The sequence below is a fragment of the Nostoc sp. DSM 114167 genome (genome assembly GCF_052692655.1).
The window spans coordinates 8131547-8151715 of sequence record NZ_CP195116.1; the positions used below are offsets into that span (position 1 = coordinate 8131547).

A 20169-nucleotide genomic window follows, 5' to 3' on the forward strand; every position below is an offset into this window, starting at 1 on the left:
CCTATCCTTATTTAGGTAGCCAACCAGCACTTAAAACTACTGTTAAACCGAGAAAAATAACTGTCAATGCCCAAGTAATTCGGTTTAAGGTGTTTTCTGCACTCTTGGTGCTGCTAAATAGCTGGGCTTGTCCACCAATGGCTCCAATGCCATCACCTTTAGGGCTATGCAGCAAAACTAAGATAATCAAACCAACGGCGGAAAATGCCCAAATGCCTTGCACGATATTAGTAACTGTCATGGTAGGAATCTCATTTATAACAAGTTTTAAAAAACAGAATTCAGAATTTAGAAGTTAGGAGTTTACTAAAAACTCCTAACTTTTGTACAGACGCGATTAATCGCGTCTCTACTCAGCAATCTTTTACAGCCCTACTTGCACGGGAGTGCGAGTACGTTGTAGCTCGTATTCTGCTGTTTTCAGCAGCGATCGCCCGGTCATTTCTGGTGGCTGAGGCAGCTGTAAAATCTCTAGAATTGTGGGGGCAATGTCGCATAGCTTACCATCGCTTCGCAGTTCGACATTTGTACCATATCCAGGGATTTTAACTTTCTCTCCTTCCACCAAGATGAAGGGGACTGGGTTAGTGGTATGAGCCGTCCAGGGATTACCCCCTTCATCTAGCATATACTCAGCGTTGCCGTGATCGGCAGTAATAATTGTTGTACCACCAGCTTTGATAACGCTCTCTAACAACCGTCCCAAACAGCGATCGACTGTTTCAATTGCTGTAATGGTAGCGTCGATTTGACCAGTATGCCCTACCATGTCTGGGTTGGCATAGTTAATCACAACTAAAGAATATATACCCTTTTGAATCGCAGCGATCGCAACATCTGTAACTGCTGTTGCTGACATCGCTGGGGCGCGATCGTAAGTTGCTACCATCGGGCTGCTTACTAGTTCCCGATCTTCTCCGGGAAAAGGTTCCTCCAGACCCCCATTAAAGAAATAGGTGACGTGGGCATATTTTTCTGTTTCGGCGGTGCGGAACTGATTCAAACTATGATTGGCTATAACTTCTCCCAGAATGTTACTGAGATTCTGAGGCTCAAAAGCTACAGCCACGGGTAAATCTGGATCGTACTGTGTAAAGGTGACAAAAGACAGAGGTGTGATTTGCTGTCTTTCAAAACCGTTAAAAGTGGGACTGACCAGAGCTTGAGTCAGTTGTCTGGAGCGATCGGGGCGGAAGTTAAAAAATATCACCCCATCCCCTGGTTTTATTGCGCCGGATGCAATTCGGATGGGGTTGATAAATTCATCTTTTATCCCTTCGGCGTAAGATGCTTGCAAGATTTCTACAGCCGTGCGATCGTCACCCACACTATCTTGGGTCATTACATCGTAGGCGCGTTTGACGCGATCCCAGCGGCGATCGCGATCCATCGCGTAGTAGCGACCGCTAAGGGTGACTATGCGCCCAATTCCTAAACGGTCTATATAATTTTGCAGTAGCGCGATCGCTTTTACCCCTTCTGTTGGGGCGGTGTCACGACCATCGGTGATGGCGTGAATACAAACTTCTGGAATTCGCTGGTCTTTGGCTAAGTCAAGTAGTCCGAATAGATGGGTAATATGCGAATGTACCCCTCCCTCAGAACAAAGCCCGACTAGATGCAGCTTGCCATTTTGAGAGCGAACTTCCTGGCAAATTTTGAGGAGTGCTGGGTTTAAGGCAATAGAACCGTCTTCGACCGCATCTGAGATGCGTACCAGTTCTTGCGGTACAACTCGCCCAGCACCAATGTTCAAATGACCTACTTCCGAGTTGCCCATTTGACCTTCTGGCAACCCTACGGCTTTTCCTGATGTGTGGATGAGGGTATGCGGGTAAGCTGCCCATAAACTGTCCACAATGGGAGTTTTAGCAGCAATAATGGCGTTTCCTCGCGTTTGGTCGCAGTAGCCCCATCCGTCTAAAATGACTAGCACCACAGGAGCAACAGGTGCTTTGGTCATAGTAAAATTGCCCTTTACTTTTTGTAATACCCGAATGATACCACTGCTAATCCACGCCGCAAGTGAATTTTTGCTTATTAACTTCTTTTACGAAGGACTTGCGGTTTTTAGAAATATTTTTTAAATTTTAGTAATTTTCCTGTGATGTTTTGGAACTCTCATAAGGAGTGATTACTTAGTAATAGCGCTCAAACGCTACTACTAAGCGATTTTTTAGTTTTTCATTTCCTTTTCGTGGAAGCTTTAGCTGCTTTAGCCGCTTTTTTCGCTGCTTTCTCGGCTTCTATTGCAGCTAACTTTGCTTGTTCCTTTTCTTCGGCAATTTTCTGGAGATAGTAATGATAGTCTCCTAAGTAAACCCGGAATTCCCCATCACGAATTTCGACGATTTTGTTTGCTACTTGAGAAATAAAGTAGCGATCGTGGGAGACTACAATTGCCGTACCATCATAGTTTTGGAGCGCCTCTTCGAGCATTTCTTTAGCTGGAATATCTAGGTGGTTTGTCGGCTCATCCAAAATTAGTAGGTTAGCAGGACGTAAGAGCATTTTTGCCAACGCCAAACGAGCTTTTTCTCCTCCACTTAATGCCCCAACTGCCTTAAATACAGTGTCACCACTAAATAAGAAGCGTCCCAAAAGCGTGCGGACTTCTTGATTATCCCAGTCGGGAACTTCATCATGGATAGTTTCCATGACAGTTTTTTTCAAATCCAAAGCTTCAGCTTGATTTTGCTCAAAGTAACCGGGAATAACATTGTGATCCCCTAATTTAACAATACCTTCTGTGGGTTGTTCCATACCCATAATTACGCGCAGAAGGGTAGATTTTCCAGCACCGTTGGGGCCAAGAAATGCAATGCGATCGCCTCTTTCAATTAGCAGATTTGCTGCCAAAAACAGGATTTTATCACCATAAAGATGAGTTAAATCTTGAATTTCCACTACTTCGCGTCCACTGCGAGGTGCAGGTGGAAAACGGAAGTGGAGAGTTCTTACCCCAGCAATGGGTGCTTCAATGCGCTCAATTTTTTCGAGTTGCTTTTCCCGGCTTTTTGCTTGGGTACTGCGGGTAGCACTGGCGCGGAATCTATCAACAAAAGTTTGTTGTTTCTCTAATTCTTTCTGCTGGCGTTCGTAAGCACTCAGTTGTGCTGATTGACTTTCGGCTTTTTGTGACAAATATGCCGAGTAGTTACCAAGGTAAGTACTGGAAACGCCACGTTCAGTTTCCACAATTTGGGTGCAGAGGCGGTCAAGGAACTCCCGGTCATGGGAGACTATTACCATCGGCGTAACCAGCCCTCTGAGGTAATTTTCCAACCACTCAATGGTTTCTAAATCTAGGTGGTTAGTCGGTTCATCCAGCAGCAACAAGTCAGGTTTTTGCAGCAGAATTTTACCTAAACTCATCCGCATTTGCCAACCACCACTAAAGGCACTGACGAGGCGATCGCCATCTTCTAGCCCAAACCCCATCTCTGGTAAGATTTTCCCGATGCGTGCATCTAAGTTGTAGCCATCCAAGGCTTCAAATTTGCGCTGCAAGCGATCCAACTTGTCAATCAGTCGATCCAGTTGCTCTGGGGTAGCCGTTTCCATCTCTCGTGGCACCTGTGCCAAAGACAATTGTACTTCGTTGGCTTCTTTGAAAACAGTCCAAAATTCTTCTTTAACGGTGCGGGTAGGGTCTACTTCAAACTCTTGGTTGAGGTAGGCTATATGTAAGCTATTAGGACGGATAATTTCGCCTGCGGTGGGTTCAATTTCCCCAGAGATGATTTTGAGTTGGGTAGATTTTCCAGCACCGTTGACACCGACTAAGCCAATGCGATCGCCTGGTTTAACTTCCCAGTTGATATCTTTGAGAACTTCGCCTGTGGGATAAATTTTACTTATATGTTCTAGTCGCAGCATTAAGTTTCTCTCAGGTAGGGAGTGGGTGGTTGAGGACGAAGTACTAACACCGCCTCTAATATTAACAAAAATTAACTATAAATTTGTCGTGAGAAAGTCTGGAAGCCACAAACCAAATTTGGCTTGAGCCACGGATAAAATTTACCACATCTATCTTAAGGCTGGCTTTGTGTTACTTGTCTAACTTCTTCGACACTCAAATCTAACGCCTCTGCTACTTGTTCTACAGTCAACCCTGCTGCCAACATTGCTGGTACTGCTTTTAGTTTCCCTTGAACCTTACCTTGTTCAATGCCTTGTTCAACACCTTCCCGAAAGGCTTCCTGATAAAATCTGGTTTGCTTTAACTCGCTTAAGCTAAACATTTGCTCGATTTCCTCCCTACTCATTGTGGGAAACTTGTAAGCCAAAATAGTCTCTATAAATTGTAGTAATTGCTGCTGTTTTGGTGGTGAGTTTATTTCCGACTTAGTTCTGTCTATCAACTCCCTTGCTTGGACAATTGCGATATCGTCGGTTGCAATTACTAATTTAGCAGTTGCAATGCCAATTGGAAGCGATGTAGCTTCACCTAATTCATCCAAATAAATGCGCCTGATGCGCCCACTTGTGAAAAACTCACGGTAATGTTTGATATCTCCTGTATCTATATTCCTGTTTGGGAATAAAACCACAGCACCCCAGTCATTTGATGGTTGATTTTGACGAAGATATAAACATATTTCTGCAATTAGCCGTGAATAAATTTCCCCATCAGTTTGAAATTGCACTTCAACAAAGTAAATCGGATTCTCGCTTCCTTGTGTAGGCAAAAACACACCATCGATTCTGAAGGCTGTTTGTTTGATTTCAACTGATGAAAATTGATAAAGTCTAGCTAATTCTGGAGGATTACCAATAAGTTCAAAGAAGATATCAGGAAATTATTGAAACAGCCGATAAAAGATGATGTCTGTTTTCAAAACTTTATATCATTTGAATATTTGGATTTGCTGTTCATCTGTTACTTTGTTATTCACAACCATCTCGGACTTTCAGTAATTGCTCTTTTGCCATCCCTAATATACGTGAAAGAGGCGCTAATAAACTATCATCAAATGCTTCTCCGGCATAAATATTATTCAGTTCTGTAGGAGATAATTTAAAGGTGTCGCAGAATTTCGTAAACTCCTGGTTACTCAAATCAAGCTCTTTTTGCCTATCTTGAAGTAAAACTGCGATCGCTCTAGTTCCATATTTCGGACGCTCACTAGTTTTTATATATTTTTCCATTAAATAATTGACTTTTCTGGTATCGCCACCGATTTTTTTAATTAAATCAGTACAAGCCATTTTCAGCGCTTTCTTTAAAACTTCTTCTTCATTTAAAAACTTAATAACTTCAGTGGCATATTCCGGTTTGAAAAAACCTACTAAATCACCTTTATGATAAATCGGTATATAATGTTCGTTTGATTCAAAATGCCAATCTAAAGGCTCATTGCGTAGCGACATAGCTGCATCCCTAAATATTTTAAGATTGCATCATTTTAAAACCATTTATTCCTTAACTGCCACTGGTTATACCGTTTCTTAATCACATGAGGTACATCATGACCAGATCAAATGTCGGTATCACCAAAGGTGTATTAAAGTACGCAGGTAAAACTCCTGGAATTCCCTTTACTCCAGTTTCTGTATACCAAATGGTAGCTTGTCTACGAAATACTAATGGAGTTGTAACAAAGAACAATTTACAGATGGGGCGTGGTATCCTTCTAAATAAGAACAGATTTACTGGTTATTCCCCAAAGTTTTTTGATCCTCTTCCAGCAGGTCGTCCTTCTTCTCTAAAATTCGGACTATGATTTCAGAAAACCCTTCCATTGAAGAACGCTATGGATTGGAGGACATAGATACAATTGCTGAAGGATTGCTGGTAGATGCCCCTTTTGACCAAGTAGGTGAAATTTTGGCATCTTTGGGGGTGCGATGGGAACGTGATGTTGATAACCAAAATATTCAAAATCCTGGACTATTGGTGTTCCAATTTCGAGGACACTTATGGACTGGAATTTTAGATGCATCTATGACCGATAAGTATACCCCTGTTCCCACTAACACATTTGATAATGATTTTGAGCGCTTTGTACCTAGTTCGTGGAATTGGGAGTCGCAGGCTCAGTCTCTTTCCCAACAGCTACACACCCGAACAATTTACTACTGGGTTGATGATTGTGGTTTTACCATTGGTTACGCTTATTGGGAGAACGGCGAGATGATGGAGCGTCTTGAGTTTGATGAGGATATCTGGCAAGATACTCACGATCAAGCTTTGGTGGACGCGCCAGAACGGATTGTTGAACCACACCTATTTGAGTCAAAGTTCCGGCAACTGACAGCAGGAGAAATAGAGAATTCATATAGCTTTGTAGAAGACTTCCTATATGAACAGCAGGCTTATGCAGCTACCAGATTGAGTCGCTTCAATTGCCAACGCGATGATTTTGTGCGGCTTGACTATATTGCTTTCGTTTGACCAGAGTATCACCTAAATTTCCTAGTCATCATTAACTAACTACCATTTTGGATTGGTGATGTTTTAAGTACTTTTGGCAAAAAATGGCAGGAATTATCCTTCCCAGTCTTGACGAGTATCGCACAGAAAATTGTCTGCGATCGCATCATCAAATAAATATGGGCAATGCTCTGGAAAAGTTCGTAATGGTAAATTAGTTTCTCGTAGCGCCAAATCGACTCCCGCTTCAAAGCCATCTAACAAGGCTTCTTCGATTCGAGACTTTAAGCTAGGGTTCTGTCGCAAATGTCTGTGGATGGCGCGACGCTGTTCTCGAATTGTTAAAAACCAACTGCGAGAGCGTTGTTCGGGTTGATACTCCCACTTCAAGAGATGACCGAGTAATACACTCAGACGGCTCACGAGTTCTCGATACTCCTGTCTCCCCAAAGCTTGAATTTCCTCTTGCAGGTGTTGCCAGTCTAGTTCCATAACTAGCCTCTGTTCTAACGCTTTAGCCTGCTGCTGTGTCCAGCCATAGAAATCTTGGTCATACAAAAAAGGTTTGTCCATAGAGTTGAACCTTGACAGCAAGAAACCACGAGCTAGTTAAAAAAACTTAATTACGAATTACGAATTACGAATTATTTTAATATTCAACTAGCCTTCGCTTCATCCCCGGATGCTTCAGCTACAGCCGCCAATCTCTCCGCCGCAGCTTGGACGATCTGAGCCACTTGAGCTAAAGGCATATGCTGGATTTGTCTAAGAATCAGACTCAAATCTGAGGTTTCTGGAATTGGCTTGCCATCAATGCAACTGATTAACTCTTCCATTGTGTAACCTGCTTTCGATGCGATTCGAGCCAAATTTTCTGTATCTGGAACCTTCACACCTTTTTCCCACATCTGAACAGCAGTAGCAGATACTCCCAAAAGCTTACCAAACGCTCGCTGACTCATTGAACCGCGAGCTAGTTTAATGATTTCAATCAGTTTTTGTTTGCTTTCGATCTTCACTGCTTATATAGCTAGCCAACTGTATGTACAAGTTTACTTTCAATAATACAAGTTTACTTTTATATTGACAGCCTTGTGTTTTAGTACTAAACTATATCTCTGGTTGTAAATCGGCAACTACAGGCATCAAGCTAGTAGAATAACCCATCTATCTTTAATCAACCCAAAAAACTTAGTTTGCTACGGCGCTTGTGCTAGTAGCTCAACTTTGCTGCGAAAAAATAATATCGAAGGTGCATCATGTTTCGCAAGCCACGCAAAATTAACCAATATCGCCGCAAAGGTAAAAATCTTATAGCCACCAATAAAATTAAACCAGAACAGTGGAACATTTCTGAGGCAGAAACCAAAGAAGCTTTAAAAGTTAAAGGCTACGATGTTAAGCAAATCAAAAAAATCCACCTTCTGAAGCATCAAGTGTGTATTTCCTACTGGGATGTAAAAGGCAATATATGCAGCAGCTTTTTTAGCTACCGGATTTTTGCGCGTTGGCAAGAAGAAACGGAAAAGCTAATTTATACCTGTCAAACCCTGAAGGAATGGGCGAAGCTAAATTACGTTATGAAGTACGAATTTGCTTATTATCATTATCCCAGTGAAATAGAAGATATACTTCACGCGATATTAGAAAACCACCTGTCTGTGTTAAAAGCAACAGTGCAACAAGTGGTTTTACAGAATATTTAACACCAAAAATTAGTTAGCGGCAGAAGTCGCTAACTCCGCCAGACGTTCCTGTTGGTCTAGAGATATACAAGATTGGATAAGCGTCTCTAAATCACCATCTAAAACAGGGGTAAGAGAATAATTCTGACCTAACCGATGATCGGTAGCGCGGTTATCTTTATAATTATAGGTGCGAATTTTTTCCGATCGCGATCCAGTACCAACCTGCGATCGCCGCATCGAAGTTACAGCTTCTTGTTGTTCGCTTAACTTGATTTCATACAACTTCGCCCGCAGAATTTGCATCGCCCGTTCTTTGTTTTGCAACTGGCTGCGTTCTTCTGTACAGAAAATGCGTATTCCCGTCGGTTTGTGCATCAAGTCAACGGCTGTTTCCACCTTGTTGACGTTTTGTCCACCAGCACCACCAGAACGAGCTGTAGTCATTTCAATATCTTTTGGGTCAATGTGAATTTCTACATCATCCACCTCTGGCATAATCGCTACGGTAGCTGTGGAAGTATGAACCCGTCCCCCAGATTCAGTTGCCGGCACGCGCTGCACACGATGCACACCAGCTTCAAACTTTAGCTGGCTGTAAACGTTATTACCTTTAATTTCGAGAATGACTTCTTTCCAGCCACCCATTTCTCCACGAGATTCGCTCACTAGAGAAACTTTCCAACCTTGAGTCTGAGCATAGCGGGTGTACATCTGCATCAAATCGCCAGCCCAAATACTCGCTTCATCACCACCTGTGCCAGCGCGAATTTCCAACATGATATTCTTTTCATCATTGGGGTCGCGTGGTAGCAGTAAGACTTTCAAGCGAGACTCTAAATGTTCTATTTTTTCTTCAAGTTCTTTTACTTCCAGTGCCGCCATTTCTTGCAACTCTGGGTCACTTGCAGATTCTTTGTAAACCTGACGCGCTCCTGTCAAGTCTTCTTGGGCTGTTTTCCAAATTTCATAAGTATTAACTACCTCTTCCAAAGAAGAACGAGACTTAGCAATTTCTTGATACTCATCAGGATTGCTAGCGGTATCGGGGTCGCCAAGACGACGTGTTAATTCATTAAAAGTTTGTTCAACGGATTTTAGTTTGTCCAGTAAGTATGATTCAGCCATGACGATTGCGATCGCTCCTTAAAAAATAACAAATTGGCTCGAGCATATAAATGAAAATCGACCCAGCTGATGCAGGGCCGTCGTTAACAGCAGAGCCAACCCGCTACTTTTTGTTTTGATCGTCGCCAGATGTTTGAGTGCTGCTCATGCCATACTTACGGAGGAAGCGCTCTACTCGACCCTCAGTGTCAATAATCTTCTGAGTGCCGGTGTAAAATGGGTGATTTCCAGACCAAACATCTACATGCAATTCTGGCTTGGTAGAGCCAATGGTCATAACAACTTGACCGTTGCAGTAAACTTTAGCATCTGGATACCACTTGGGGTGAATATCAGCTTTAGCCATTGTTCCTTTTGTGATGAATCTATATCAATTATAACTTTCAGGTTTCAATTGGAGTTAGAGAAGGGAACAGGTTACAGGTAACAGAAAACGATCGCCTGTCCCCTGTAACCTATTACCTTCTTCACCAATGCCCAATTCCCTAACGCTTAGAGTACTGAGGCGCTTTCCGAGCTTTATGTAAACCATATTTCTTCCGTTCTTTTGCTCTGGGATCGCGAGTCAAGTAACCTTCGGTTTTCAAAGGTGGGCGGTTGTCTGGGTCAAGTTGACACAAAGCACGAGCAACTCCCAAACGAACAGAATCAGCCTGTCCGGTCAAGCCACCGCCTTCTGCTTTTACCAAAATGTCATATTCGTTTTCTAATCCTAGAGTTTCCAGGGGTGCTTTAATCACTCCCAGGTAGTTGGGGTTGAATTGGAAATACAAATTTCCATCTTTACCGTTCACAATCAGTTGACCGGTGCCTGGAACCAAGCGTACCCGTGCTACTGCGTTCTTACGACGGCCAGTACCCCAGTATACGGCGCGACCGCTATTAGCATCTGCTACTACCATTAATTTTCTTCTCCAGGAATTGTACTAATTTTTAGTTCTTTAGGTTTTTGAGCATCATGAGGATGCGTAGGCCCAGCGTAAACTTTCAGCTTGGTGAACAACTGCTTACCGAGGCTATTTTTAGGTAGCATACCTTTAACAGCTTGTTCTAAAATCCGCTCTGGTATGCGCTCTTGCAGTTTAGCGAAAGTTTCGGTTTTCATCCCACCAGGGCGACCAGAATGGCGGCGGTAAAGCTTTTGAGTGCGCTTTTTGCCTGTAACTGCTACTTTCTCGGCATTGATAACGATTACGAAGTCACCTGTATCTAGATGAGGCGTATATTCGGGTTTCTTTTTGCCTCTCAATACCTGGGCGATTTCGCTGGCGAGGCGACCGAGGCGTTTATCGGTGGCATCTACTATGTACCACTCACGCTCAAGGGTTGCTTGAGAAGGAAGGTATGTTTTAACTATTGTCATTTGTCATTTGTCCTTTGTCATTTTTAATTTGTCAAGAGTCATTTGTCTTTTGTCATTTGTCAGTTGTCCTTTGTTATTCACTAATGACCTTTGTACAGACAAGGGTTAATCGCGTCTCTACTGACCAATGACTAATGACTCTTGACTAGTGACGAACTTTGGCAAGGTGTCGTACCAAATCTCTTTTGGAAAGGGAAAATCGGGATAGCCGACTCGCAACAAACACAAGCCTTGAGGCGGTGCGGCATATTTCACTTCTTCCCGACGTTCTTCTTTCCAGAGTTCCGTGAAGCTAGAAAGAGTTCGTTGTCCAGAACCTACTTCTACCAGCATCCCTACCAACAGCCGTACCATGCCATACAAAAATCCATCTGCCTGTATTTCAATATGGATAAATGGCCCACTGCGACGACACTCTGCTGCTTGCACCTCTACCCAGGAATGCGATCGCTTTGAGCCTGCACGGTGAAAAGCAGCTAAGTGATGCTTTCCTAAAAGAGGTTTCAAGGCAGCTTGGATTAAAGATTCATCCAGGGGTGCATAATAATAATGCCAACTGAAGGGTCTTACAAACAAGTTAAGCCGATCTTCAGTATATATTGTGTAGCGATACCGTCGATAGGCTGCACTAAAGCGAGCGTGCCAACGGTTATCGACACTAGCTGAAGCCCTGATTAATATATCTGGCGGCAGGTAGCTGTTGAGGATTGTTGCCCACTTGTGAGGCGGAATAAAACCTGTTGCTTCAAAATGGGCTACTTGAGCAGCAGCGTGAACTCCAGAATCGGTTCGCCCAGCCCCATGTAGTGTCACATGGTAGCCAAGAATAGTAGCGATCGCAATTTCAATCTCTTCTTGGACTGTCCGGTGTTGTTTTTGCCTTTGCCAGCCATGAAAATGAGTGCCCAGGTATTGAATTACCAAGGCTACTCGATGAGTTTGTGTAGGCTGGTGGCTTTCTAACATACAGATTTTGTCCTTTGTCATTTGTGCTTCGTCATTTGTCCTACCCTTCGGGAAGCCGCCCTCCGGGCGTCTATGTCACTTGTCCTTTGTTATTCACTAATGACCAATGACTAATGACTAATGACTAATAACCAATGACTAAATGACTTAAACCAATTCAATTATTGCCATTTTTGCATTATCGCCTCGACGCGGTACGGTATGCTGGATGCGCGTATAACCGCCCTGGCGATCGCCATATCGAGTAGGAGCTTGCTCAAATAGAGCATGAACTAGTTGTTTGTCGAAGATATAGCCAAAAGCTTCCCGACGTGCTGCCAAGGAGCCATTTTTGGCTAGGGTAATCATTTTTTCCACTTCACTTCTGAGAACTTTCGCTCTAATTAAAGTGGTGGTAATCTTACCATGACGGATCAACTCGGTGGTGAGCGATCGCAGTAAAGCACGACGTTGATCGGCTGGTTTACTGAGTTTTTTGACGCGACAACGGTGACGCATAATTATGCACTATGAATTATGAACGGTTTTTCTTAAGGGTGTTTCGAGCCTCTTTCCATTGGCAAGGTGATGCCCAAGCGTCGCTGCAAAGCTTCCACGACTTCTTCTGCTGACTTCTGCCCAAAGTTCTTAATTTCTAAGAGGTCTTCTTGGGTATAATCCAACAAATCTGCCACAGAGTTAACTTGTGCCCGTTTGAGACAGTTATATGCCCGCACAGAAAGTTGCAACTCTTCGATGGGTATCTGGGCAGTTGGGTCGTCTGGAATATCCGAACCTGTGTCTGTTGGTTCTAGGGAGATGTCCTTCAACGGGTTGAATAAATCTACCAAGATCGCAGCAGCCGAAGATAGTGCTTCTTGAGGGGAAACACTGCCATTTGTCCAAACTTCCAACAGTAGTCGGTCTTTTGGAATCAAGCCTTCCCCACGAGATTCTTCAACACTGTAGTTGACTTTTCGCACTGGCATAAATATCGAGTCGATTTGCAGAAAATCCAACGATGTGGCTTCCTCACGTCCTCGCTCTACAGTGCGATAGCCTTTGCCTTTCTCGATCCGAAATTCCATTTCCAGCTTTCCACCCTCAGCAATGGTGGCTACATACTGAGTCTGATCGATGACTTCTACTTCACTGGGCAAATCAAAATGTGCCGCAGTGATTGTTGCTGGGCCGCTAACAAGTAATCTACCAATCTGGGGCTGCGAAGAATAGTTTTTCAGGATAACTTCCTTCATTCTCATGAGGATTTCCAGCACATCTTCCCGCACGCCCGGAACTGTGGCGAATTCATGTGAAACGCCTGCAATCCGCACTGCTGTAACTGCTGTACCTTCTAAATTAGACAGTAAAACCCGCCGCAGTGCGTTGCCAACAGTTGTTCCTTGACCGCGTTCTAGAGGTTCCAATACAAATTTACTGTAATGGTTCCGACTTTCTTCGGTATTCGACTCTACACATTCAATTTGAAACTGCGCCACGGATGAGCCTCCCTTTTTCTAAGGTGCTGCTAGCAGACAAATCAATTGCCTCCAGAATTGATTGCCAATTTTCGATTTTGGACTTTGGATTTTGGATTGTGCTTCTTTCGTTCATGCTCCACCTCTTATTGGCGGAACAAATCTTAAATCATCAACTTAAAATCCACGAGGCCCAGCACCCTTATAATCGGGTTCAATCTAAAATCGCAAACCTAAAATCCAAAATTGATTAATAATATTTTGGGTAGCCCGAAGTTTAGCAACTTTCCCGACGAGAAAATCTGACACGCTTCTGGTCGCCCAAGCTTTAACTCAATGACAGTTTGAACGTTAGACGCTCAAGCGGTCATTGCTGGCTGTAACTTTTCGTCCTCACTGCCCAAGTTTTGGTATTTAAACTCGACGGCGCTTGGGTGGACGACAACCATTGTGAGGAATCGGGGTAATATCCCGAATCAGTGTAATTTCCAGTCCTGCTCCTTGGAGCGCTCGGATAGCGGTTTCTCTACCTGCTCCTGGCCCACTTACCATTACCTCAATTTGGCGCATTCCTTGATCGATAGCTCGGCGAGCTGCACTTTCAGCTGCGGTTTGCGCTGCAAAGGGAGTTCCCTTTTTTGCTCCCTTAAAACCGCTAGAACCAGCGCTAGCCCAGGAGATGACATCTCCATTTTGATCGGTAATGGTGACAATGCTATTGTTGAAAGTAGACTGGATGTAGGCCATTCCACTGGGTACATTCCGTTTCTGCTTCTTGCTCCCGGTTTTTTTAGTTGGTTGTCTCGCCATACTTGTTTAGTTGATTTAAGGTAAAACTTGCTCGGATTAACAAGCGTTGCAAAATTATTTCCCTGGAGCCTTCTTCTTCCCAGCCACTGTCTGCCTTCTGCCTCGACGGGTTCTAGCATTGGTGCGAGTTCTTTGGCCTCTGACTGGTAAGCCCATACGATGACGACGACCTCTGTAGGTACCAATGTCAACTAAGCGCTTGATGTTCAAAGACTCCAAGCGCCGCAAGTCGCCTTCAACTTGATAGTTGGTTTCTATTTCCCCTCGTAGGGCTGTTACATCGGCATCACTTAAGTCCTTAACGCGAGTATCTGGGTTCACACCAGTAGCCGCTATAATTTCTTGAGAGCGTGATAATCCAATTCCGTAGATGTAAGTTAGACCGATCTCGACGCGCTTATCGCGTGGAAGGTCTACTCCGGCAATACGTGCCACAATGAACTCTCCCTATTGTTGTCGCAATTACTGTTGGTTGGAAAAACGTGATTAATCGCGTCTTTTCGTTTTAATGATGATATGCGTCCTGCAACTAGCTCTGTTGGTAAGAGCGTTATCCTTGACGTTGTTTGTGCTTGGGGTTCACGCAAATCACCATAACGCGACCACGACGTTTGATCACGTTACATTTTTCACAAATTTTCTTGACTGAGGCTCTAACTTTCATGCCTTTTATTTTTTGACTCCAAATATAAAATTATAGCATTTCTAGGGAAATTAATCCAGTTAAATGACTAATAAACAGTCAAAAAAATGGTTTTATGGTAAAATTCTCTACATAATAGTTACTTTTTGCGTAGTCGATAGGTAATTCTGCCTTTGGTCAAGTCGTAGGGAGTTAACTCCACCTTGACGCGATCGCCGGGCAAAATCTTGATATAATTTCGACGAATCTTGCCGGAAATGTGTGCCAGCACGTTAAAGCCATTGTCCAAGTCAACGCGAAACATCGCATTGGGCAAGGACTCTGTAACCGTGCCTTCCATTTCAATCAAATCTTGCTTAGACAATTTGTTTTTTCCTCAACTCAACAATTTCGTGTTCAGTTGCAGCGCTTCATCTGCAAAGAAACACATTTTAAGAAATATATCAACACTTTATTAATATATCTTAGCTAAAATTGATCTTTTTTTTGGTATGGGGCATTGGGCGTTAGGAGTGCTGTTAGCGATAGCTCGGCGTTTAGCCCGTGCTGTTAGCGTCAGAGGGGCGTTGAGCCAGTGCTGAGTTAAGAGTTACGAGTTAGTATTATCTCCCCATCTTCCTCATGCCCTGCCCCTCTTTTTCAAGAAGCGATTACCTTTTGTAGTTCACCAGTGACATCTTCTTGGGACTGGTTGCCATTGACTGTTAGGAGTTTTTTGCGATCGCCGTAATAATTAATTAAAGGTGCAGTTTCCGCGCGGTACACTTCTAAACGACGACGAATCACCTCTTCGGTATCATCTTTTCGTCCTCTAGCGAGCAAACGTGCAATTACAATTTCATCTGGTGCATCTAAATTGACTACCTTTTCGCCACCTTGATGTATTGCTTCCAGTAACTTCTCCAGAAAAGCTGCTTGGGTAACTTTTCGGGGAAAGCCATCCAGAATCCAACCATTTTTGGCATCTGGTCGATCGAGGCGCTCCTGTACCAAGTCCTGCACTAGCTGGTCGGGTACCAACTCGCCACTATCAACATAGCTTTGAGCTTTGATTCCTAAAGGAGTTTGCTCTTTCATGGCTTGTCTTAATATTTCACCTGTAGAAATATGGGGAATATTCAAGTGTTCAGCCAAAGTTTGAGCTTGTGTTCCTTTACCCGCTCCAGGTGGACCCAAGAAGATTAATCGCGTCACTATTATTTCACCATTCCTTCATAGCGCTGAGAGATGACATAAGTTTGGACTTGTTTGGCTGTCTCAATTGCCACACCAACTAAAATTAACAACGAGGTTGCACCTATTCCCCGGAAAGTTTTTACATTTAAAGCGCTTTCTACGGCTGTGGGGATAATGGCAACAAAGCCCAAAAAGATCGCACCCAAAAAAGTTAGTCGGTTGGATACGCGTTCGATATACTCGCTAGTTGCTTTGCCTGGACGAATTCCAGGAATACTAGAACCCATTTTCTTCAAGTTCTGGGCTACATCTACCGGGTTGAGAATCAACGAAGAATAGAAGTAGCTGAAGAAAACAATGGAAATCATGTAGACCAAGGCATAGACCCAGGAGCTAGAACCGCTTGGACTCAAATAAGTGTTAACTATATTCGCCAAATCAGCATTTTTAGTAAAATTGGCGATTAGCAGTGGCAAACTGAGGATGGCAGCAGCAAAAATAATTGGCATCACGCCGCCTTGATTTAGTCGCAGTGGCAGATAACTACGCTGCTCTGCCAAAACTCGGCGACCTACTTGGCGACGAGCCGAAATAATTGGGATGCGGCGCATTCCTTCCTGCACAATCACAATACCAACAATTGTTGCCAGGAAAACTAAGATCAGCACGATCACCCGACCGACTGCTTCCCGACCGCCTACTTGCACCAAGTCGATGGTATCGCCTAAAGCTTTTGGTAATGATGCCACAATGTTGACAAAAATCAACAATGATGCCCCGTTCCCAATACCCCGTTCTGTAATTAGTTCTGATGCCCACATAACGAACATTGAACCAGCAGTCAGAGCGATCGCCGTTTCAGCAACAAATATTGGCCCTGGCTTTAAGGCAAATTGCTGAAGGAATAATGCCGAAAAAGCTGTACTTTGAAGAATTGCCCAACCTACAGTTACATAGCGAGTAATTTGCGATATTTTTCGCCGACCAGCTTCCCCTTCATTTTTCTGTAAATTTTCTAAAGATGGAATCGCCGCGGTGAGCAATTGGATGATAATAGACGCATTAATGAAGGGCAAAATTCCTAAAGCAAAGACTCCCAAAGTCGAAAGTCCTCGCCCAGAAAATATATCCAATAAGCCGAATATGGAATTACTGCCCGATATAGCTTCGGCAAATCTCGGTCTATCAATCCCTGGTACGGGTAAGAAGATACCCAGGCGAACCAAAATTAAAATACCGACGGTGACAAGCAGCCTACCTCTGAGACCAGCTGCCTGTGCCATCTGCATAAAAGTTTCTTGAGCCGTTGGGGCTTTATCTCGACTGATCATAGAGTGCTACCTTTATAGTGAACCAAGCACTGGCAGCGAGTTGGCTTGCATTTAAGTGTGCTGTTCCGGCTCACTCATAAGACTTCACAACTACCACCAGCTGCCTCAATTTTGCTACGAGCTGAACCTGTGAAAGCTGCCGCTTGTACCTTGAGCGGAATGCTCAATTCCCCGTTACCTAAAATTTTCAATGGCCCTTTGACAGCAGTCAGGATACCTGCGGCTTTCAATGAGGTCAAAGTTACTTCCGTATTCGCGGGAAGGGAAGCTAGCTTCTCTACATTAATCGTAGTGTAAATCTTCTGATTAATAATCGGAAAGCCCTTCAGCTTCGGTAGGCGGCGGTACAATGGCTGTTGACCACCTTCAAAACCTGGTCGAGTCCCACTACCAGAACGAGATTTTTGACCCCGCATACCTAGACCGGCACTAGCACCTTGACCAGCAGAAATACCTCTGGCTACACGGCGCTTGCGTTTCTTTGAGCCTTTTTGCGGCTTAACATCATGGAGTCTCATAAGCTAAAAATGTCATTTGTCATTTGTCGTTTGTCATTTGTCTGGTGTCGTTTGTCGTTTGTTGAGAACAAAGGACTAGTGACTATGGACAAATGACTAGTTAGATGTAGAGATTTTGAATAGGAATACCGCGATCTTCGGCGACTTCAGCAAGGGTACGCAGTGTAGATAAGGCATTAACTGCGGCTCTAGCATTATTGAGCGGATTGTTTGAGCCTAGTTGCTTGGCTAGGACGTTACGAACTCCGGCTAATTCCAACACAGTTCGCACAGCACCACCAGCAATTACCCCAGTACCAGGTGCGGCTGGACGCATCAGCACTTTTGCACCACCACCGACACCATCAATAGGATGGGGGATAGAGTTTGATTTGGTGATTGGGATATCAATGAGGTGTTTTTTGCCGTCGGCTACGCCTTTTTTAACGGCACCTATTACATCTGAAGCTTTGCCTACTCCAACTCCAACCTGACCGCGTTCGTTACCAACGACAACGATCGCTCGGAAGCTGAGTTTTTTACCACCTTTGACCACTTTACTCACGCGGCGGATTTGGATAACCCGCTCTTGCCAAGTGGTTTCTTCTTTTTTGGCACGCTTTGTTCTACTTTTACGCTCTGTTGCCATAATTTATGCCTCTTTTGTCATTAGTCATTAGTGATTAGTCATTAGTCATTAGCTCTTATACAAGGGAAGCCATTAGCTCTTATACAAGGGACAAAGGACAAATGACAAAGGACTAATTTAGAAATCTAAACCAGCTTCGCGTGCTGCATCAGCGAGCGCTTTGACACGACCATGATATAAGTTACCACCGCGATCGAAGACTACTTTGGTGATACCTTTTTCTAGCGATCGCACTGCAATCAACTTACCAACTTGTACCGATGCATCGCGGTTTGCACATGACGCTAAACTAGATTTCAACTCTGGTTCTAGAGTCGATGCGGCCACGATGGTTTGATGTTGAGTATCATCAATTACCTGGGCATAAATATGCTCATTAGAACGAAATACCGATAAACGCGGACGTTCTGGGGAGCCAACAACTTTGCCACGAACGCGTCGATGACGACGGTTTTTTGATTCTCTACGAGTAAGTTTCATTTCTACTTCTTACCACCCTTACCAGTCTTACCAGCTTTCCGTCTGACTACTTCACCGGCATAGCGGATGCCTTTACCTTTGTAAGGTTCTGGTGGACGAACAGCACGAATTTTGGCGGCTGTGTTACCGACGATTTCTTTGTCATAGCCACTAACAATGACGTTAGTGGTACCTTCTACGGCAAACTGAATTCCATCTGGTGGTTCAATTTGCACCTGATGGCTATAACCCATATTCAAAACTAGGTTACGCCCTTGAATTTGTGCCCTATAACCAACGCCTTGAATTTCCAAACGGCGCTGAAAACCTTGGGAAACTCCCTCGACCATGTTGGCAACTAAAGTACGGCTCAAGCCGTGCAATTGCTTCGATGTCCGAGTTTCATCCCGACGATTTACGTGTAATATTTCCCCCTCTTGAGAGAGTGAGACGTTATCTCTGAGAGTGCGAGAAAGCTCTCCTTTCGGGCCTTTCACCACAATATTCGTACCATCGATCGCCACTTGAACTTTGGCGGGAATAGTAATTGGACGTTTACCAATACGTGACATGACTTTTTGTCCTTTGTTATTTGTCCTTTGTCCTTTGTCCTTTGTCTTTCACTAATGACAAATGACCAATGACTAATGACCAATGACTACCAAACGTAACAAAGTACTTCGCCACCCAAGTTTTGACGCCGCGCTTCGCGGTCAGTCATAATGCCACTGGATGTAGAAATAATGGCAATGCCAATGCCGCCTAGTACCCTTGGTAATTCTTTTCGATTTGAATAAACACGCAAGCCAGGCTTACTGACCCGCTTTAAGGCGGTGATCAAAGGCTGACGGTTTTTTCCCTTGTATTTCAGAGAAATCACCAGATTGCGTTTTACTCCTTCTTCTGCTTCTTCGATTTCAGCAATAAAGCCTTCCTCCCGTAGCACTTTGGCAATGCTCCGGGTCAATTTTGTCGCTGGCACTTGTGTAGTTTGATGCCGCGCCAGGTTGGCATTGCGGATGCGCGTCAGCATATCTGCAATTGTGTCGTTAGCCGCCATCGTTCCCTCTATAGATGAACTTATTGATCGCGAAAGGGCATTCCTAATTCTTTAAGTAAGGCGCGTCCCTCTTCGTCATTTGTTGCTGTGGTGATGATGGAAATATCCAGACCACGCACTTGATCGATGCTGTCGTATTCGACTTCTGGAAAAATTAGCTGTTCTCTCACACCCAAAGTATAGTTACCGCGTCCGTCAAAGCTTTTAGGGCTAACGCCGCGAAAATCTCTAATTCTGGGTAGCGACAGGCTAACTAGTCTGTCGAAAAAGGCATACATCCGTTCTGCTCTGAGGGTAACCATGATCCCCACAGGCATCCCTTGACGAATCTTAAAGCCAGCGATCGCCTTTTTCGCCCTTGTCACCACCGGTTTTTGACCAGCGATCGTTGAAATTTCGTTTATGGATGCTTCCAGCGACTTCGCATTTTGAGCTGCTTCACCCAAACCTCGGTTAATCGTAACCTTTACTAATTTCGGTACTTGATGAACGTTGGTATATTGAAACTGATTAATCAGTTTGGGGACGATTGTCTCTTGATATAAGGTTTTGAGTCTTGTTGTCGCCAT

29 protein-coding genes are annotated in these 20169 nt (G+C 44.0%); 3 read left to right on the plus strand and 26 right to left on the minus strand.

All coding sequences use genetic code 11. The annotated features are described in order from the left end of the window. Nucleotides 1-7: 7 nt before the first annotated feature. From secG to NSTC731_RS34280, 5 genes are all read right to left on the minus strand, one after another. Nucleotides 8-241, minus strand: coding sequence for a preprotein translocase subunit SecG (gene secG, locus NSTC731_RS34260; RefSeq protein ID WP_335187358.1), 234 nt, complete (start codon nucleotides 239-241; stop codon nucleotides 8-10). A 123-nt stretch (nucleotides 242-364) separates the two neighbouring features. Further along, nucleotides 365-1963, minus strand: a complete 1599-nt coding sequence (gene gpmI, locus NSTC731_RS34265) for a 2,3-bisphosphoglycerate-independent phosphoglycerate mutase (protein ID WP_445628848.1) — start codon at nucleotides 1961-1963, stop codon at nucleotides 365-367. A 221-nt stretch (nucleotides 1964-2184) separates the two neighbouring features. Next, nucleotides 2185-3879 (minus strand): ABC-F family ATP-binding cassette domain-containing protein, encoded by a 1695-nt coding sequence (locus tag NSTC731_RS34270; protein WP_445628849.1) that lies wholly within the window; start codon nucleotides 3877-3879, stop codon nucleotides 2185-2187. A gap of 155 nt (nucleotides 3880-4034) precedes the next feature. Beyond that, nucleotides 4035-4793, minus strand: coding sequence for an Rpn family recombination-promoting nuclease/putative transposase (locus NSTC731_RS34275; protein ID WP_445632240.1), 759 nt, complete (start codon nucleotides 4791-4793; stop codon nucleotides 4035-4037). A gap of 97 nt (nucleotides 4794-4890) precedes the next feature. After that, complete coding sequence (locus NSTC731_RS34280) at nucleotides 4891-5373, minus strand: hypothetical protein (RefSeq protein ID WP_445628850.1); 483 nt, start codon at nucleotides 5371-5373, stop codon at nucleotides 4891-4893. A 98-nt stretch (nucleotides 5374-5471) separates the two neighbouring features. Here NSTC731_RS34280 and NSTC731_RS34285 point away from each other — a divergent pair, with 98 nt between their 5' ends. Both NSTC731_RS34285 and NSTC731_RS34290 read left to right on the plus strand, forming a co-directional pair. Beyond that, nucleotides 5472-5726, plus strand: a complete 255-nt coding sequence (locus NSTC731_RS34285; RefSeq protein WP_445628851.1) for a hypothetical protein — start codon at nucleotides 5472-5474, stop codon at nucleotides 5724-5726. Then, nucleotides 5723-6397, plus strand: coding sequence for a hypothetical protein (locus NSTC731_RS34290; RefSeq protein WP_445628852.1), 675 nt, complete (start codon nucleotides 5723-5725; stop codon nucleotides 6395-6397). Before NSTC731_RS34285 ends, NSTC731_RS34290 begins: the two co-directional genes overlap by 4 nt. Nucleotides 6398-6490: 93 nt before the next feature. Here the strand turns inward: NSTC731_RS34290 and NSTC731_RS34295 are convergent, their stop codons facing one another. After that, on the minus strand, nucleotides 6491-6949 hold the full coding sequence (locus NSTC731_RS34295; RefSeq protein ID WP_099101141.1) for a DUF29 domain-containing protein: 459 nt from the start codon (nucleotides 6947-6949) through the stop codon (nucleotides 6491-6493). 83 nt (nucleotides 6950-7032) lie between these two features. Continuing rightward, a complete protein-coding gene (locus NSTC731_RS34300; RefSeq protein WP_094328443.1) occupies nucleotides 7033-7395 on the minus strand; it encodes a helix-turn-helix domain-containing protein in 363 nt (120 codons plus the stop codon). Nucleotides 7396-7635: 240 nt separating this feature from the next. Here NSTC731_RS34300 and NSTC731_RS34305 point away from each other — a divergent pair, with 240 nt between their 5' ends. Further along, the gene (locus tag NSTC731_RS34305) at nucleotides 7636-8082 is read left to right on the plus strand and encodes a hypothetical protein (protein ID WP_445628853.1); all 447 of its coding nucleotides are present in this window, start codon (nucleotides 7636-7638) and stop codon (nucleotides 8080-8082) included. A gap of 9 nt (nucleotides 8083-8091) precedes the next feature. On the opposite strand, the gene prfA is transcribed toward NSTC731_RS34305, so the two are convergent. The 19 genes from prfA to rplE all read right to left on the minus strand — a co-directional run bounded on the left by prfA (nucleotide 8092) and on the right by rplE (nucleotide 20169). Continuing rightward, nucleotides 8092-9189, minus strand: a complete 1098-nt coding sequence (prfA, locus tag NSTC731_RS34310) for a peptide chain release factor 1 (protein ID WP_322694215.1) — start codon at nucleotides 9187-9189, stop codon at nucleotides 8092-8094. A 103-nt stretch (nucleotides 9190-9292) separates the two neighbouring features. After that, nucleotides 9293-9535, minus strand: a complete 243-nt coding sequence (rpmE, locus tag NSTC731_RS34315) for a 50S ribosomal protein L31 (protein WP_109011936.1) — start codon at nucleotides 9533-9535, stop codon at nucleotides 9293-9295. Nucleotides 9536-9674: 139 nt separating this feature from the next. Next, nucleotides 9675-10091, minus strand: coding sequence for a 30S ribosomal protein S9 (gene rpsI / locus NSTC731_RS34320; protein WP_190935522.1), 417 nt, complete (start codon nucleotides 10089-10091; stop codon nucleotides 9675-9677). Next, nucleotides 10091-10546, minus strand: coding sequence for a 50S ribosomal protein L13 (gene rplM / locus NSTC731_RS34325; RefSeq protein WP_445632241.1), 456 nt, complete (start codon nucleotides 10544-10546; stop codon nucleotides 10091-10093). The genes rpsI and rplM overlap by 1 nt, the downstream gene beginning before the upstream one ends. Before the next feature lie 123 nt (nucleotides 10547-10669). After that, on the minus strand, nucleotides 10670-11518 hold the full coding sequence (gene truA / locus NSTC731_RS34330) for a tRNA pseudouridine(38-40) synthase TruA (RefSeq protein ID WP_335191589.1): 849 nt from the start codon (nucleotides 11516-11518) through the stop codon (nucleotides 10670-10672). A 147-nt stretch (nucleotides 11519-11665) separates the two neighbouring features. Next, the gene (gene rplQ, locus NSTC731_RS34335; protein ID WP_445628854.1) at nucleotides 11666-12016 is read right to left on the minus strand and encodes a 50S ribosomal protein L17; all 351 of its coding nucleotides are present in this window, start codon (nucleotides 12014-12016) and stop codon (nucleotides 11666-11668) included. 32 nt (nucleotides 12017-12048) lie between these two features. Beyond that, nucleotides 12049-12996, minus strand: a complete 948-nt coding sequence (locus NSTC731_RS34340) for a DNA-directed RNA polymerase subunit alpha (protein WP_322694212.1) — start codon at nucleotides 12994-12996, stop codon at nucleotides 12049-12051. Nucleotides 12997-13389: 393 nt separating this feature from the next. Then, the gene (gene rpsK, locus NSTC731_RS34345) at nucleotides 13390-13785 is read right to left on the minus strand and encodes a 30S ribosomal protein S11 (RefSeq protein WP_069070761.1); all 396 of its coding nucleotides are present in this window, start codon (nucleotides 13783-13785) and stop codon (nucleotides 13390-13392) included. Nucleotides 13786-13839: 54 nt separating this feature from the next. Beyond that, entirely contained in the window at nucleotides 13840-14220 is a 381-nt protein-coding gene (gene rpsM, locus NSTC731_RS34350; RefSeq protein WP_104906411.1) for a 30S ribosomal protein S13, read from the minus strand. Between the two features lie 115 nt (nucleotides 14221-14335). After that, a complete protein-coding gene (rpmJ, locus tag NSTC731_RS34355; protein WP_015129703.1) occupies nucleotides 14336-14449 on the minus strand; it encodes a 50S ribosomal protein L36 in 114 nt (37 codons plus the stop codon). 118 nt (nucleotides 14450-14567) lie between these two features. After that, the gene (gene infA, locus NSTC731_RS34360; protein ID WP_006276978.1) at nucleotides 14568-14792 is read right to left on the minus strand and encodes a translation initiation factor IF-1; all 225 of its coding nucleotides are present in this window, start codon (nucleotides 14790-14792) and stop codon (nucleotides 14568-14570) included. A 275-nt stretch (nucleotides 14793-15067) separates the two neighbouring features. Further along, complete coding sequence (locus NSTC731_RS34365) at nucleotides 15068-15622, minus strand: adenylate kinase (protein WP_445628855.1); 555 nt, start codon at nucleotides 15620-15622, stop codon at nucleotides 15068-15070. Nucleotides 15623-15624: 2 nt separating this feature from the next. After that, nucleotides 15625-16935, minus strand: a complete 1311-nt coding sequence (secY, locus tag NSTC731_RS34370) for a preprotein translocase subunit SecY (RefSeq protein ID WP_104906409.1) — start codon at nucleotides 16933-16935, stop codon at nucleotides 15625-15627. A gap of 74 nt (nucleotides 16936-17009) precedes the next feature. Continuing rightward, nucleotides 17010-17453, minus strand: a complete 444-nt coding sequence (gene rplO, locus NSTC731_RS34375) for a 50S ribosomal protein L15 (RefSeq protein WP_322731372.1) — start codon at nucleotides 17451-17453, stop codon at nucleotides 17010-17012. 100 nt (nucleotides 17454-17553) lie between these two features. Beyond that, nucleotides 17554-18081 (minus strand): 30S ribosomal protein S5, encoded by a 528-nt coding sequence (gene rpsE, locus NSTC731_RS34380; RefSeq protein WP_322679498.1) that lies wholly within the window; start codon nucleotides 18079-18081, stop codon nucleotides 17554-17556. Nucleotides 18082-18198: 117 nt separating this feature from the next. Next, nucleotides 18199-18561 (minus strand): 50S ribosomal protein L18, encoded by a 363-nt coding sequence (rplR, locus tag NSTC731_RS34385; protein WP_445628856.1) that lies wholly within the window; start codon nucleotides 18559-18561, stop codon nucleotides 18199-18201. 2 nt (nucleotides 18562-18563) lie between these two features. Continuing rightward, the gene (rplF, locus tag NSTC731_RS34390) at nucleotides 18564-19112 is read right to left on the minus strand and encodes a 50S ribosomal protein L6 (protein ID WP_322738048.1); all 549 of its coding nucleotides are present in this window, start codon (nucleotides 19110-19112) and stop codon (nucleotides 18564-18566) included. Nucleotides 19113-19198: 86 nt separating this feature from the next. Next, nucleotides 19199-19600 carry a 30S ribosomal protein S8 gene (gene rpsH / locus NSTC731_RS34395; protein WP_094349096.1) on the minus strand — a complete coding sequence of 134 codons (402 nt, stop codon included), beginning with the start codon at nucleotides 19598-19600 and terminating at the stop codon, nucleotides 19199-19201. A gap of 20 nt (nucleotides 19601-19620) precedes the next feature. Then, nucleotides 19621-20169, minus strand: coding sequence for a 50S ribosomal protein L5 (gene rplE / locus NSTC731_RS34400; protein ID WP_445628857.1), 549 nt, complete (start codon nucleotides 20167-20169; stop codon nucleotides 19621-19623).

What these genes read in the sequence shown, in the direction of transcription:
- secG (WP_335187358.1), bottom strand. Translation starts at nt 241, where the DNA reads ATGACAGTTACTAATATCGTGCAAGGCATTTGGGCATTTTCCGCCGTT.
- gpmI (WP_445628848.1), bottom strand. Translation starts at nt 1,963, where the DNA reads ATGACCAAAGCACCTGTTGCTCCTGTGGTGCTAGTCATTTTAGACGGA.
- NSTC731_RS34270 (WP_445628849.1), bottom strand. Translation starts at nt 3,879, where the DNA reads ATGCTGCGACTAGAACATATAAGTAAAATTTATCCCACAGGCGAAGTT.
- NSTC731_RS34280 (WP_445628850.1), bottom strand. Translation starts at nt 5,373, where the DNA reads ATGTCGCTACGCAATGAGCCTTTAGATTGGCATTTTGAATCAAACGAA.
- NSTC731_RS34285 (WP_445628851.1), top strand. Translation starts at nt 5,472, where the DNA reads ATGACCAGATCAAATGTCGGTATCACCAAAGGTGTATTAAAGTACGCA.
- NSTC731_RS34290 (WP_445628852.1), top strand. Translation starts at nt 5,723, where the DNA reads ATGATTTCAGAAAACCCTTCCATTGAAGAACGCTATGGATTGGAGGAC.
- NSTC731_RS34295 (WP_099101141.1), bottom strand. Translation starts at nt 6,949, where the DNA reads ATGGACAAACCTTTTTTGTATGACCAAGATTTCTATGGCTGGACACAG.
- NSTC731_RS34305 (WP_445628853.1), top strand. Translation starts at nt 7,636, where the DNA reads ATGTTTCGCAAGCCACGCAAAATTAACCAATATCGCCGCAAAGGTAAA.
- prfA (WP_322694215.1), bottom strand. Translation starts at nt 9,189, where the DNA reads ATGGCTGAATCATACTTACTGGACAAACTAAAATCCGTTGAACAAACT.
- rpmE (WP_109011936.1), bottom strand. Translation starts at nt 9,535, where the DNA reads ATGGCTAAAGCTGATATTCACCCCAAGTGGTATCCAGATGCTAAAGTT.
- rpsI (WP_190935522.1), bottom strand. Translation starts at nt 10,091, where the DNA reads ATGGTAGTAGCAGATGCTAATAGCGGTCGCGCCGTATACTGGGGTACT.
- truA (WP_335191589.1), bottom strand. Translation starts at nt 11,518, where the DNA reads ATGTTAGAAAGCCACCAGCCTACACAAACTCATCGAGTAGCCTTGGTA.
- rplQ (WP_445628854.1), bottom strand. Translation starts at nt 12,016, where the DNA reads ATGCGTCACCGTTGTCGCGTCAAAAAACTCAGTAAACCAGCCGATCAA.
- rpsK (WP_069070761.1), bottom strand. Translation starts at nt 13,785, where the DNA reads ATGGCGAGACAACCAACTAAAAAAACCGGGAGCAAGAAGCAGAAACGG.
- rpmJ (WP_015129703.1), bottom strand. Translation starts at nt 14,449, where the DNA reads ATGAAAGTTAGAGCCTCAGTCAAGAAAATTTGTGAAAAATGTAACGTG.
- secY (WP_104906409.1), bottom strand. Translation starts at nt 16,935, where the DNA reads ATGATCAGTCGAGATAAAGCCCCAACGGCTCAAGAAACTTTTATGCAG.
- rplO (WP_322731372.1), bottom strand. Translation starts at nt 17,453, where the DNA reads ATGAGACTCCATGATGTTAAGCCGCAAAAAGGCTCAAAGAAACGCAAG.
- rpsE (WP_322679498.1), bottom strand. Translation starts at nt 18,081, where the DNA reads ATGGCAACAGAGCGTAAAAGTAGAACAAAGCGTGCCAAAAAAGAAGAA.
- rplR (WP_445628856.1), bottom strand. Translation starts at nt 18,561, where the DNA reads ATGAAACTTACTCGTAGAGAATCAAAAAACCGTCGTCATCGACGCGTT.
- rplF (WP_322738048.1), bottom strand. Translation starts at nt 19,112, where the DNA reads ATGTCACGTATTGGTAAACGTCCAATTACTATTCCCGCCAAAGTTCAA.
- rpsH (WP_094349096.1), bottom strand. Translation starts at nt 19,600, where the DNA reads ATGGCGGCTAACGACACAATTGCAGATATGCTGACGCGCATCCGCAAT.
- rplE (WP_445628857.1), bottom strand. Translation starts at nt 20,169, where the DNA reads ATGGCGACAACAAGACTCAAAACCTTATATCAAGAGACAATCGTCCCC.